Consider the following 12,636-nt stretch of genomic DNA (forward strand, 5'->3'; position numbering starts at 1 on the left):
TGGAGCTAGATCAATGGTCGGGAGAAAAAGCCTCAAAGGAGATTACTGCCCCAGCGCACGGTCGTTGGATGTTATCGGCGACTGGTGGTCGCTTTTGATCGTGCGTGACGCCTTCGAGGGCCTCACCCGCTTCAGCGAGTTCCAGAAGAGTCTCGGCATCGCCAAGAACATTCTTACGGATCGCCTCCGCACGCTCGTTTCGCGTGGCATCCTGGAGGCCGTGCCGGCCGGTGGGAGCGGCTCGCGCACGGAATACAAGCTGACAGCGATGGGACGGGATTTGTTTCCGGTGATGGTTGCGCTACGGCAATTCGGCGAACGCCACCTTTTTGGGCCGGGAGAGGAGCATTCCGTTCTGGTCGATCGTGAGAAGGGCTTGCCGGTTGCCCTCGATATCCGCACACAGGATGGCCGAACCATCGGGCCCGACGAAACCATGCTGTTGAAGATCCTTGAAGAGGAATAAGGTCCACCGGAATGCGGCGAAGCAGCACGACCTCCGACCGCAAATCGAGAAGACCGCACAAGGGCACAACCGATCTATAGATCCTAACACGAATATGCCATCGGCGCTGAGATCAGTGGTGAGGAGCCGGTCTTGATCGACATTGATTCTAAGGCGACCTCTATAGCCAACCCTGGACAGCCGCTTTGCGCCTCGACTCAGCCGTTTAGCGCAAACCCGGAGCTTCTCCGAAAGCTGAAATCGTCGCCGCGGCATGAGCAAGTCGTTGTAGAGCGATTTAGCAAACTAAGATTCGTTCATTTCGGCGTGTGCGTCGAGTGCACGCTCATAGCCGGCCCCCGCGGGCATGGGGTCTGCGGCGTATTGCGTGCGGTGCAGTCCCGCGAGTGGCCTCATTAGGACAATGCTCCTGTAACGATGCCTCTTCCAGGGGTGTTTCGGCACTCAATTGTAGAGACCGTCGATGCCGATGCCGATCGGCATCTCGCCGTCGAAACGTGTTCCCGTCGTTTTGCTTTCGAGCCGTTCGAGAGCCCTGTCGTAGGCCTGTGCGGAGAGCGGCATATAACCCGTAAAGTGTATCCACTTCTGCGCACCGCCGAGATAGCTTTTCAGAAACTCCTGCAAATCCGCCTTGCTCTCCAGAGAGGCTACGTTGACGTAGAGGAACAGCGGTCGCGCGAGCGGCTGATAGCGACCGGCCAGCACCTCACGCATCGCCGGAAGCACCGGTCCGCTGCCGGCGTCGATGGCGAGATCGTTCATTTCCTCCCAATGGCGAAAATAAGCGCCGACACCGAAGAAACCGAGCGCATCGGGGTTCACCGCGATTCCGGCGGCCAGCTGTTCCTCGTCCTCACTGGCGGTGTAATCGCTGCGGCTGGAGCGCGTCTCACCAACAATCGCGGTGGTGAAATAGTCGTAAGTCCCCGAATCCTGGCCGCGCCCGAACAGCTTGATCGGGCGATCTGGCCATTCTTCACGCACCTGCTGCCAAGTCGTAACGGTGCCCTCGGCCGCCGGCTCCCAGAGCTTGCGCAACTCCTCGATCGTAATGGATTTCGCCCAATCATTGGTCGCGTTGACGACCACGGCGAGTGCATCAAAGGCGATCGGCAATTCCACATAGTCCACGCCGGCCTCGGCACAGACCTCCATCTCTTCCGTGTTGATCGGTCGAGAAGCATTGCTGATGTCTGTCTCACCTGCGCAAAAGCGCCGGAACCCGGCTGTCGTTCCGGAGAAATTGACATCTATCTCGATGCCGGCGCGTCGCGCCGCTTCGACCGTGATAGGATAGACGGTACTCGATCCGTCAGCGATGATCTGCTGCGCCGAGGCTCCGGATGTCATGGCTGAACTCAGGCCCACGAAGGCGGCAAAGAGCAATGATTTCGTCTTCATCAGACTGCTTCCGTTTCCGGTGACCATGCTGGAATACCAGTTCATTTCGATTTGCCCCGCAACTCTGCCAAGACCTGCTGGAAGAAGGCCTTCACCTCCGTCCAGTTAACCTGCGCCTGCTCGAGGTGCAGTTCCAGCGAATCGACGGCCTCGTGCTGATCGCTCTGCTCGCGGCGCTCCAACTCGGCGCGAATCTCGCCGATGTGCCCTTCCGTTTCGTCCAGAACCCTTTTGAGGTCTTCCTTCGACAGACGGCTCAGATCATTCATGGCAATACCTCAGAACAAAACAGTGATGGCGATGAGCAGCAGCGGCACCACGATGAAGACACCCAGAACCCACACTGCAGCATAGATTTTGCGCTCGGATGCCAGTCCTGCAAGCCATTCGGCGCCCAAAATCGGCAGGTTCCGCAGGAACGGCAGGCCGAAAATCAGCGCCACAGCGAACACGTTGAAGAGCACGTGGACGATGGCGATCTCCAGGGCGTGTGCCGCCACGGCGCCCGTGACCGCGGTCGCGGCCAAAAGCGCCGTCACGGTGGTCCCGATATTTGCGCCCAGCATGAACGGGTAGATCTGTCTCAACGAGAAAGTCCCCGCCCCGGCCAGGGGCACCATGAGGCTGGTCGTCGTCGAGGAGGATTGCACGAAGATCGTGACCAGCGTGCCCGAGAAGATACCGGTCGCCGGCCCCTTCCCGATCGCGCTGTGCATGACCGCCTTGGCCTTGCCGACCATCAGCACCTTGAGAAGCTTGCCGATCCAGGTGATGGCCAGGAAGATAAGGGCAAGACCGATCACCACCATCGCAAGCCCCGCCAACATGCCCGGCAGCAGGCTGGAGACGCCTTCCAGTGTGCCGACGAGGGGTTTGGTGAGGATCTTCATGAAGTTCAGCCCGGACATGGAATAGTTGGCGTCACCAACCAACAGCCCCGCGACCGCTGCGGAGATCCGTTCCAGAAGCCCGAACATGATCTCCAGTGGTAAAAAGATGACGATCGCTATGAGGTTGAAGAAATCGTGCACCGTCGCCGCCGCGAAGGCGCGCCGGAACTCCTCCTTGTTGCGCACATGCCCGAGGCTGACCAGTGTATTGGTCAGGGTCGTGCCGACGTTTGACCCCATGATCATCGGAATGGCGATCGCCACCGGCAAGCCGCCGGCGACCATGCCGACGATCAGGGACGAAACGGTTGACGAGGACTGGATCAGCGCCGTGGCGACGATGCCGATCACGAGCCCGACATAGGGATTGGAGGCGAAGCTGAACAGTTCCTGCGCTTGCCCGCCGGTCGCGGCCTTGAAACCCGTACCGATCAGGCTGACCGCGCTGATGAGCACGTAGATCATGGTAACGACGGCCAGCCACTGCGGCAGTCTGCTACTGCTGCCAGGCGCCGATATCTTATCGAGTGTTTCTGTGTGCGACATCCGCCTCTCTCCGTTGACGGCAATCAGCTAGCACCGGTGGGTAACAGGTATGTGACTGCTGCTATGCCGGCGTTTGCCAAGCGAATGCACACCTCTTGCCTCTGCAATAAAACCGTTACGCCCGGGCGGTAGGTATTGATGGCAAACTGCGAAAAGCGGCAAATATCGTATGCGGAGACCCGAGATGGAGAAGAGCGAGACCAGGACGAACTCGGCGGATTGGCTGAAAGCCGAGTTGGAAGACACACTGGACGAGGACTACGAGCTCGAGATTTCGGAACCGGCTCTGTCGTTCGAGTTGGCCAGAATCTATAAGAAGGCGCATCCGGACACGATCGACCGCCGCACCTATTTTCGCGAACTCATCCGGTTGCAGTCCGAACTCATCAAGCTGCAGGACTGGGTAGCCCACCATAAGGAAAAAGTCGTCGTCATATTCGAGGGCCGAGACTCCGCCGGCAAGGGCGGCGTCATCAAACGCATCACACAGCGCCTCAACCCACGGATATGCCGCGTTGCAGCCCTGCCTGCGCCGAGTGACCGCGAAAAGACGCAATGGTATTTTCAGCGCTACGTGCCGCATTTGCCGGCCGGCGGAGAGATCGTGCTGTTCGACCGCTCCTGGTACAATCGCGCCGGGGTGGAACGGGTAATGGGCTTTGCCACGCAGCAGCAGGTAGAGGAGTTCTTCCGGGACGTGCCGGAGTTCGAGCGCATGCTGGTGCGCTCCGGCATCAGGCTCGTCAAGTACTGGTTCTCCATCACGGACGAGGAACAGCAATTACGCTTCCTGATGCGCATTCACGACCCGATGAAGCAGTGGAAGCTCTCGCCCATGGACCTGGAATCGCGGGTGCGGTGGGAAGACTATACCAAAGCCAAGGAGGAGATGTTCGCGCGCACCAACATTCCCGAGTCGCCGTGGTACATCGTCGAGGGCAACGAGAAAAAGAGAGCCCGCCTCAACTGCATTAATCACCTCCTGCAGCAGATCCCTTATGAGCCGGTGCCGCATCAGGAGATCGAGCTGCCCGATCGCGTGTTCAATCCGGAGTACGAACGCGCCGTCCTGCCGCCAGAGCTCTATGTGCCGCAAAAATATTGATAGGGAGCGGAAGACCGGCTGCCACTCTTTCGCATCCGCCTTTTCCCGCTCCTCTGGACACCAACCGGCACCTGGCGGTCCACCGTGAGACAGCCGCGCACATCGGCGAAACTGCCATTGATGATCAGTGTCCGAGGGAGGATTGGACGGAAGGTCTCGGCCACGTTCGAATCTCAACAGACCCTGCATCGTATGCCGGACCGACAGACCCGGTCGGAGTAGAAAGCGCGCATTGACGTATGGTTATACTTCGCCTTCGGAAGGGATGTCCGGTTCACCTTCCTGCGTGGACTGCGCCGGCTTCTTCTTTGGGGGTTTCGTGCGCCGGGGTCTTTTCGGCCCTTCCTCATCCGCGTCCTCATCCACATCCGTAGACAAGGGTTGAATGACTTTGATCGGCGCGGCGGGTGCGGAGCCTTTCTTGTCCTCGCCGAAATACAGCGTGACATGCGGAAACGGTATCTCGATGCCGGCCGCATCGAAGTGTTTTTTGATGATCGCGTTGTAGGCGCGCCCGATAGCCCACTGCTGGCCTGGCTGCGTTTTTATGCGTACGCGGACGTTCACGCTGGAATCTGCAAACGCCGTAACGCCATGCACCTCAAGATCGCCGATAATGTCGTCACCGTATTCGGGGTTGGCACGCAGTTCCTCAAAGGCCTGCTTCATCACCTCGATCACCTCATCGACATTCTCTCTGTAGGCGACCCCGTATTCGCCCACATGGTAGGAAAAGCCGCGCATGAAGTTCGACACTGTGTCGACAGAGGAGAACGGAATGAGGTGATAGGTACCTGAAAGGTCGCGAATCCCGACCGAGCGCACGGTCAGCTTCTCGACCACCCCTGTAATGCCGCCAGCCGTGACGACATCGCCGGTGTAGATGGCGTTTTCAAGCTGGATGAACACGCCCGTGATGACATCCTGTACGAGCTTTTGCGCCCCGAAACCGATTGCGAGGCCGAGCACGCCGGCACCGGCCAGCAGCGGCCCGATATCCAGGCCGAGCTCGGACAGAGTAATCATCACGGCCATAACCACGAGCGCGATTGTGAAGGCATTGCGGAAGATCGTCAGAAGTGTGTGCTGACGCGCTCTGGAGGCTGACATGACGCCGCCGGTTTGCTGGTTCAGGCGGTATTCGATCCAGGACGAAACGACGAGCCAGATGGCGAAAGCCGCAGCCAGAACAAAAGCGACGGTCACGATTCTGCCGATGACCTGCAGACCGGAATCCGAGCTTATCCAGGCGGAGAAGTCGAGGATCTGCCAGGCATCCAGCACAATAGCGGCCACAACGAGCCCGATAACGATCCGCACGACCTTCAGTGTCGCGGGCACGAAGGCATTCAGCCGCTCCTCGAGCATAGGGAACTGTGAGCGCGTCTCCGGCTGCAATCGAATGCCAAGAGCGATTGCCCTGCCGATCAGCGCCGACAGGAGAATGCCGGCCGCAAGCGCTACGATCGTCTGGACCGTAGCAGCAACCATCAAGGAGAACGCGGTCTTCGGATGAATGAGCAAGAGCAGCGCCAACACCGAAAAATAGGCGATGACAATGATATGCCAGATACGGGCAAGCGTACCCAGAAGCATGCTCGCAAAGCCGATTTGGGTTCTCTCGGCCATTGCCTGGAGCCGCATCCTCACTGGCTCGCGATTCTGGCGGATCACGATAACGGTGAGGACGAAGCCCACACCATAGACAAACGTTGCGATGGCCGATCCAACGATCGTACCGAGAGTGGAGCTGACGATCGGCACGACGACGAGAATTCCGTAGCCCACAAAGCTTATCAGGCGCGAAAGCCAGGTGTTCCAGTAGGCCGCGTCCTCGCCCCTGATCAGGAGCAGGCGCAATCCGTCATACCGCGTTGCGAAGAGAAAGCGGATCACCACTTTGGTAATCTCGATGACGAGAAACGCATTGAGGAAGAGCGATTGATTCGTATCCATGCGCCCGAACTCCTCACCGAGAGCGAAAAGTGCGACGGTGTGGCCAACAAACCAACCTATGGCGACGATGGCGAGATCGAGCAGACCGCAACCCAAGGCCGCAAGGCCGCGCCTTGTCCAAGAGTTTGGCCCGCCCCGTGCCAACACCCACTCGGACGCCCGTCGGTAAGCGGCACTCGCCAGGCTTCGCAAAAACCACAGGGTCCCGATAACAACGAGGATGACAACGCCGAGATCGAATGCGGCCCATGCGAGATTGATCATCCCCTGGGAAGAAAGCGACCCCATATCGAGGCCGAGTATGCGATCGTAGGCAGCAATGATCCGGGCCACGATGCCCTCGGCAAACGCGTTTGTGATATGCGCGATCTCCCGCGCCAGGGAGGCATCTTGTGCCGCCGGTGCAGCCGGCGCGGTTTCCCCGGCTGCGAGCCGTCGCAATTCCGCAATCAGCGCGTTCCGGGCCGCTTCGTCTTCGAGGATATCCGCCATCGCGCCATAGCCCGGTTGCGGATCGGCCCCGGCCGGCTCTTGCGCTGGAGGAGATGCTGATATCTGCGAGGCTGCGGGACTCGTAATGAGAAGAAGGGCGAGAAGCGGAAACAGGATATGCCGAAGAGCGCTGGGCACGTGATGGCCTCGATTCCGAAAATGCTTGTCAGACGCAGACAATGCCATGGTCGAGAATAGACACACGGCCTCTCATTTCAACCTAAGGGACTGGTTCTGACAATCCTCCGTGGCGCTCGCGCGCTCTGGTTCTGAATGTGGATTTCACCGGTCCGCGGCCCAGCTACTCGGACAGAGGCTGCCCATCTTCGAGTAACATCGCACCGATGGCATCGACCACTTCGGTACGCGCCCGGTAGGAATGCGTGCTGTTGTTTGCGGTAGCGGCGACCGTCTCCTCGCTCGGAGCTGGCGGTACTGCTTGCGTCACCTTATGCTTGCTTCGTTTCTCGTAGAACGCGTTGCCGCCGGCAACGAGCACGTAATGCATGTTCTTGTAGGGGAATGTGAGGCCCGCGGTATGGAAGAATTTGGCCTTCTGCACTCCGGGATGCCGCTCTCCGCTGAGCACCGCAGCGGCAGCATTCTGCACATCCGGCATGGCCTCCGAATTCATCGGTCGGGAAAGCACGCCAGGCGCGAACTGCCCCTTTTGCCCCACGACGCCGCAGACCGTGTCGGGAAACTGATCCGAATGAACCCGGTTCATGACCACCGTCCCTACGGCCAATAGCCCGTCATGGCTCGACCTGTTGGATTCAAAGAACATGGCGCGCTCCATGCAGGCCCGGTCCTTTTGCGTATAGGGATAGGATTTCGAACTGCTGGAAGATGTAGTGATGCTATCAAGGCTTTGGGAGCAGCCAGCAAGCGCCAGCATCGCGGTGGCAATGCCCGAAACAGACAACCTCTTCGGTCTTCCGGCAATCATGAAAATACCCCATCGCTATACCATCGGCGGCTTTTGCTTATGGTAAGCATGGGAAACTTAACGGCGAGAAAATGTCATCCCGGTATTCGGCTGATGACAAGCATTTTCAGGCAAAACGCTTTGCGCCTGCGACACAACAGACAACAAGAACCGTCACGCCGATCATTGTCAAAGACACGGGCTCGTGCAGCAGCAGGCCGGCAAGCATGAGACCGAAAAACGGTTGCAGCAGTTGCAACTGTCCAACGCCCGCGATCCCGCCAAGCGCAAGCCCCCGATACCAGAACACAAAGCCGACGAGCATGCTGAAAACGGAGACGTAGCCGAGGCTGAACCAGGCAGGCAGCGCGATCCCGGTCACGCTTTCAGGGCTCGTTGCCAGCGCAACCACCGCCATGCCCGGGAGCGAGAGCACCAAGGCCCAGGAAATCACCTGCCACCCGCCAAGCTTACGGGACAGGGCCGCCCCCTCGGCATAGCCGAGCCCGCAAACCAGAATTGCCGCAATCATCAGAAGATCGCCGGCCCATGATCCACTGCCACCCTGCGCCAGCGCATACCCCACCACCAGCAGACTTCCCATGCAGGAAAACAGCCAAAAGACGGGCCCGGGGCGCTCGCCGCCGCGCAGAACGCCGAAGATGGCGGTGGCAAGCGGCAGAAGGCCGATAAAGACAAACGAATGCGCCGAAGTAATGTGCTGAAGAGCAAACGCGGTCAACAACGGAAAGCCCACGACCACACCAAGCGCCACGACCGCCAAAGAGGCTAAGTCCGTGCGTTCAGGACGCGACTGCCGTAACAGGAACAGCAAAGCCGCCCCCAGCAGTGCCGCGATGACGGCCCGGATGGACGTTAAAAACAATGGGGTGAAACCCTCGACAGCCACCCGGGTCGCGGGCAGAGATCCGCTGAAGATGATCACGCCGAGCAGACCACTGCCCCATCCTGCCGTCGTCGGTTGCACCGCATTTTCCTTTTCAGACGACATCGATATACGGGAACAGGATCAGCGGAGACAGTTACAGAACAGCACAATTTTACAGAACTGTACTGGTTTTCAGACCCACACACTTGTAAGCTTTGATTTATGAGAGACCGTAAGAACACGCGCACCGGCATGGTCATGGAGGCAATTCGCCGGAAGATCGCGGGCCGTGCCCTGGCGCCTGGAGAGAAGCTGCCCTCGATCCGCAGCTTCGCAACGGCCATGGGCGTGTCGCCCTCGACGATCGTTGACGCGTATGATCGATTGACTGCTGAAGGCCTGATCCGCTCCCGTCCCGGATCCGGATTTTATGTTTCCGGCTCGGCGGCGCCGTTCACCCTGTCCGATGTCGAGCCCCGCCGCGACCGGGCCATCGATCCCCTTTGGGTTTCGCGGCAATCTCTGGACGCACGTTCCGGAGTACCGATGCCCGGATGCGGCTGGCTTCCTTCCGACTGGATGCCGAACGCCGCGATCCGCCGGGCAATCCGCAAGCTCGCTCGGGCGGAAGATGCGCTTTTGGTTGACTATGGAAACACCCGCGGCGCATCCAGTCTGCGCCGTATTCTCGCGCGCCAATTCGCCGAGGAAGGACTTACCGCCGGTCCCGAGCAGATCCTGCTCACCGGATCGGGCACCCAGGCGATCGACCTAATCTGCCGTTTCCTGCTTCGCCCTGACGATGTCGTGCTCCTCGACGACCCGTGTTATTTCAACTTTCAGGCGCTGCTGCGAGCCCACCAGGTAAAGATCGTCGGCGTGCCCTATACATCGAAAGGGCCGGATACCGCGCTCTTCGCGGACATTCTGGCGACGCAAAAGCCTCGCCTCTACATCACCAACTCCGCCCTTCACAACCCGACAGGAGCGACCATCTCGCCTCAGGTAGCACACCAGCTTCTCAACACGGCCGCGGAGCATGACCTGATCATCATCGAGGACGATATCTTCGCCGGATTCGAGCCGGAACCCTCACCGCGCCTCGCAACGCTGGACGGCCTCGAGCGTGTCATTCGGATCGGCAGCTTCTCCAAGACACTCTCCGCTTCGGTCCGCTGCGGCTATATCGCCGCCCGGTCGGACTGGATCGATGCGCTGGTCGATCTTCAGGTGGCGACCAACTTCGGTGGCCCCAGTCCTGTCGCCGTCGAGATCCTGTTCTCGACCTTGAGCGACGGCAGCTACCGCAAGCACATGGAGGCGACGCGCCAGCGCCTCGCGCGTGTGCGCCGCGAAACAGCGGCCAAGCTTGAGAAATTGGACATCCACCCCTGGCTGATGCCGCGCGGCGGTTTCTATCTCTGGTGCCGTCTCCCCGGCGAGCAGGACGCAGCGGCGGTGGCCCGTGCCGCGCTGCATGAAAATGTCATTCTCGCCCCGGGCAACGTATTCAGCGTCTCGCAATCCATGCCCAGCTTCTTGCGGTTCAATGTAAGCCAAATGGCCGAGCCACGAGTATTCGACGTGCTAGCGCGGGCGTTGTCGGCACGGGACACGCAGGACCGGATTTAGCGACACGATTCTCCAGCATTGGGACGTAACCCATGTGTTCTGCAGAGGCCTATGACCGACAACCCTTGGGTCATCGCCTGCGGCGCGTCTGCATGCACCGCAAAAAGGTCATGTTCGACCGTGCTCGCCGGTCAGAACTCGGATTGTAATTTGTTTCCGGGTCGTACAGGAAAACTGGCACTCCCAAGGGGACTCGAACCCCTGTTTCCGCCGTGAGAGGGCGGCGTCCTAGACCGCTAGACGATGGGAGCGTCTGTCGAGGCCGCGATATAGTCTCGAATTGCGACAATTGCAACAGGGTAGGTGCCCGATTCAGCCGTTCGCATCGGCGGGCTGCAGAAGGTCCCAGAGATTCCCGTAGAGATCGGCAAAAACGACGACCCTGCCGTAACGCTCCTGGCGGGGTTCTTCTTGGAACTCGACGCCGCGAGCCTGCATCATATGGTAATTCCGCCAGAAATCGTCCGTGTAAAGGAATAGAAAGACGCGTCCGCCGGTCTGGTTTCCGATGCTGCTTCCTGCGCTGTTCCACGAGCCTGAGCGAGCAGGAGACATGGTCCGTTTGAACCTTCTGGTCCCATCACGACCCAGCGCTTATTGCCCTCGAGCGACGTATCCTCGATCAATTCGAAGCCGAGCTTCTCACGATACCAGGCGATTGCCTCATCATAGGCGCGCACCACGATGGTGACCAGCGCGATGCGCTGTCTACGGCCGGGCGTCATTGCTCTTCCCGAAGAATTTCGATCTGTCCGAGCGACCGCCCCTGGTCGAGTCCGAAGATTTCGATCGCCTCGCTCCCATCCGAATTCCTGAGATAGATCGTCAGCCGGTTTCCGAAAAGACCGTGCGAGACCACCTCTGCGCCGCCCGGTAGAGCGATCTGGATATCAACGCTTCCCCCCGAAGCCACGGGTGAGGAGGATGCTTCCGTTCCCTCATTCGGCGTCAGGGACTTGTAGACAAACGCCAGAACCACGACCATAACCGCGGTGAATAAGATGGCGAGGTTGATCCCCATGAAGCGCACGAGCTTGCGCCGGACGCGCTCCGCGGCCGGGTCGAGCGGTTTTTCCTCTTCTAGGTCGTGCGGTGCGTTCGGCCCGGTCATAATCAATCCAATCCACAAGTGCGGCAAATGAGCGATCCTGATAGCGAAGCCGGCGGTGAATGGAAAGAGTTGCAGGCCGAGGCGGATGCAGAAGGCAAGCGGCTCGACCAATGGCTGGCCGCGGAAACGGCGCCGGATCTCTCCCGCAGCCGCGTCCAGGCCCTTATCCGCGCCGGAGCGGTCCTCCACGGGGGTAAGCCGATAACCGAGCCGAAGCGGAAGGTCTCGGCCGGTGAGCGCTTCACGATAGAACTGCCGGAACCGGAAGCGCCCGAGCCGGAAGGCGAGGCCATACCTCTCGACATTCTTTACGAGGACGATGCGCTTATCGTCATCAACAAGCCGGCCGGCCTTGTCGTGCATCCCGGCCCCGGCAACTGGAGCGGCACGCTCGTCAATGCGCTGATCCACCACTGCGGGACGAGCCTTTCGGGCATCGGCGGAGTTCGCCGTCCCGGTATCGTTCACCGGCTCGACCGGGAGACCAGCGGCGTCATGGTCGTCGCCAAAACCGATCGTGCGCACCGCGCTTTGGCCCAGGCATTTGCCGACCATGGTCGCGACGGCATGCTCGAGCGGGCCTATGTGGCGCTGGTCTGGGGCGCTCCGCAACGCGCTTCCGGTATAGTCGACGCTCCGCTCGGGCGCTCAACCCACGACCGCACCTTGCGGGCGGTCGTTTCGTCATCCCGGCCCGATGCCCGCGCGGCGGTAACGCACTATACCGTGCTCGCGCGCTATGGCCCGGGCACACCGGAAGAACGCATAGCATCGTTGATCGAATGCCGGCTTGCGACCGGCCGCACACACCAGATCCGCGTCCATATGGCGCATATTGGTCACCCGCTCGTCGGCGATCCGGCCTATGGCCGCGCCTTCCGCACCAAGGCAAACCGGCTCCCCTCGGATCTCGCCGAACAGGCCCGCGCTTTCCCGCGCCAGGCCCTGCACGCGAAGCTGCTGGCTTTCCGCCATCCCGAAACAGGAGAGACGTTGCGCTTCGAAGCGCCAATTCCGCACGATTTGGCGGAACTTATCGAGGGGTTTAATCGTCTATAGGATAACAAAAAGACAAAGCGAACCCGGCTGGTAACGTTTAGTTGACCAGGGATGGAAGGTTTTGTCTTTTGGTATCTCTTCCTATATATTGATGAGGGCGTGGTGCGTACACGGCGGCCACGTGGGGCGTCTGCCTGAAACAGGGGACGCGGAAACAA

Annotated in this window: 10 protein-coding genes, 1 tRNA gene and 2 pseudogenes; 4 read left to right on the plus strand and 9 right to left on the minus strand. The window is 59.9% G+C overall.

The features are described from left to right. Positions 1-13 precede the first annotated feature (13 nt). Positions 14-466 carry a winged helix-turn-helix transcriptional regulator gene (locus LY631_RS19500; protein ID WP_274427269.1) on the plus strand — a complete coding sequence of 151 codons (453 nt, stop codon included), beginning with the start codon at positions 14-16 and terminating at the stop codon, positions 464-466. Positions 467-910: 444 nt separating this feature from the next. Here LY631_RS19500 and LY631_RS19505 read toward each other — a convergent pair whose 3' ends face one another. Genes LY631_RS19505 through LY631_RS19515 form a run of 3 tightly spaced genes read right to left on the minus strand, consistent with a single transcriptional unit; the run spans position 911 to position 3,306 of the window. Then, on the minus strand, positions 911-1,870 hold the full coding sequence (locus LY631_RS19505) for a PstS family phosphate ABC transporter substrate-binding protein (RefSeq protein WP_274427270.1): 960 nt from the start codon (positions 1,868-1,870) through the stop codon (positions 911-913). A gap of 41 nt (positions 1,871-1,911) precedes the next feature. Continuing rightward, on the minus strand, positions 1,912-2,139 hold the full coding sequence (locus tag LY631_RS19510) for a hypothetical protein (RefSeq protein ID WP_274427271.1): 228 nt from the start codon (positions 2,137-2,139) through the stop codon (positions 1,912-1,914). Between the two features lie 9 nt (positions 2,140-2,148). Next, positions 2,149-3,306 carry a Na/Pi symporter gene (locus tag LY631_RS19515; protein WP_274427272.1) on the minus strand — a complete coding sequence of 386 codons (1,158 nt, stop codon included), beginning with the start codon at positions 3,304-3,306 and terminating at the stop codon, positions 2,149-2,151. Positions 3,307-3,490: 184 nt separating this feature from the next. Between LY631_RS19515 and ppk2 the strand changes: the two genes are divergently transcribed. Further along, on the plus strand, positions 3,491-4,411 hold the full coding sequence (gene ppk2 / locus LY631_RS19520) for a polyphosphate kinase 2 (RefSeq protein WP_274427273.1): 921 nt from the start codon (positions 3,491-3,493) through the stop codon (positions 4,409-4,411). A gap of 243 nt (positions 4,412-4,654) precedes the next feature. On the opposite strand, the gene LY631_RS19525 is transcribed toward ppk2, so the two are convergent. From LY631_RS19525 to LY631_RS19535, 3 genes and pseudogenes are all read right to left on the minus strand, one after another. Then, entirely contained in the window at positions 4,655-6,997 is a 2,343-nt protein-coding gene (locus LY631_RS19525) for a mechanosensitive ion channel domain-containing protein (RefSeq protein WP_274427274.1), read from the minus strand. Positions 6,998-7,274: 277 nt separating this feature from the next. Next, positions 7,275-7,808 (minus strand): annotated as a pseudogene (locus LY631_RS19530) (cell wall hydrolase); the annotation flags it as partial. A 106-nt stretch (positions 7,809-7,914) separates the two neighbouring features. After that, on the minus strand, positions 7,915-8,775 hold the full coding sequence (locus tag LY631_RS19535; RefSeq protein WP_274427275.1) for a DMT family transporter: 861 nt from the start codon (positions 8,773-8,775) through the stop codon (positions 7,915-7,917). A 123-nt stretch (positions 8,776-8,898) separates the two neighbouring features. On the opposite strand from LY631_RS19535, the gene LY631_RS19540 reads away from it, so the two are divergent. Then, the gene (locus LY631_RS19540; protein ID WP_274427276.1) at positions 8,899-10,308 is read left to right on the plus strand and encodes an aminotransferase-like domain-containing protein; all 1,410 of its coding nucleotides are present in this window, start codon (positions 8,899-8,901) and stop codon (positions 10,306-10,308) included. A gap of 175 nt (positions 10,309-10,483) precedes the next feature. On the opposite strand, the gene LY631_RS19545 is transcribed toward LY631_RS19540, so the two are convergent. From LY631_RS19545 to LY631_RS19555, 3 genes and pseudogenes are all read right to left on the minus strand, one after another. After that, a tRNA-Glu gene (locus LY631_RS19545) sits at positions 10,484-10,559 on the minus strand. Between the two features lie 61 nt (positions 10,560-10,620). Next, positions 10,621-11,033: pseudogene (locus tag LY631_RS19550) on the minus strand (VOC family protein). Then, positions 11,030-11,419: a fimbrial protein gene (locus LY631_RS19555; protein ID WP_274427277.1), complete on the minus strand. Its 390-nt coding sequence runs from the start codon at positions 11,417-11,419 to the stop codon at positions 11,030-11,032. The pseudogene LY631_RS19550 and the gene LY631_RS19555 overlap by 4 nt, the downstream one beginning before the upstream one ends. Positions 11,420-11,446: 27 nt before the next feature. On the opposite strand from LY631_RS19555, the gene LY631_RS19560 reads away from it, so the two are divergent. Beyond that, positions 11,447-12,478: an RluA family pseudouridine synthase gene (locus LY631_RS19560; RefSeq protein ID WP_274427278.1), complete on the plus strand. Its 1,032-nt coding sequence runs from the start codon at positions 11,447-11,449 to the stop codon at positions 12,476-12,478. The last annotated feature ends 158 nt before the right edge of the window (positions 12,479-12,636 follow it).

This window comes from Chelativorans sp. YIM 93263, assembly GCF_028767125.1.
GTDB lineage: Bacteria > Pseudomonadota > Alphaproteobacteria > Rhizobiales > Rhizobiaceae > Chelativorans.

Coding starts and splice junctions, on each gene's coding strand:
- LY631_RS19500 (WP_274427269.1), top strand. CDS start 14: ATGGTCGGGAGAAAAAGCCTCAAAGGAGATTACTGCCCCAGCGCACGG.
- LY631_RS19505 (WP_274427270.1), bottom strand. CDS start 1,870: ATGAAGACGAAATCATTGCTCTTTGCCGCCTTCGTGGGCCTGAGTTCA.
- LY631_RS19510 (WP_274427271.1), bottom strand. CDS start 2,139: ATGAATGATCTGAGCCGTCTGTCGAAGGAAGACCTCAAAAGGGTTCTG.
- LY631_RS19515 (WP_274427272.1), bottom strand. CDS start 3,306: ATGTCGCACACAGAAACACTCGATAAGATATCGGCGCCTGGCAGCAGT.
- ppk2 (WP_274427273.1), top strand. CDS start 3,491: ATGGAGAAGAGCGAGACCAGGACGAACTCGGCGGATTGGCTGAAAGCC.
- LY631_RS19540 (WP_274427276.1), top strand. CDS start 8,899: ATGAGAGACCGTAAGAACACGCGCACCGGCATGGTCATGGAGGCAATT.
- LY631_RS19555 (WP_274427277.1), bottom strand. CDS start 11,419: ATGACCGGGCCGAACGCACCGCACGACCTAGAAGAGGAAAAACCGCTC.
- LY631_RS19560 (WP_274427278.1), top strand. CDS start 11,447: ATGAGCGATCCTGATAGCGAAGCCGGCGGTGAATGGAAAGAGTTGCAG.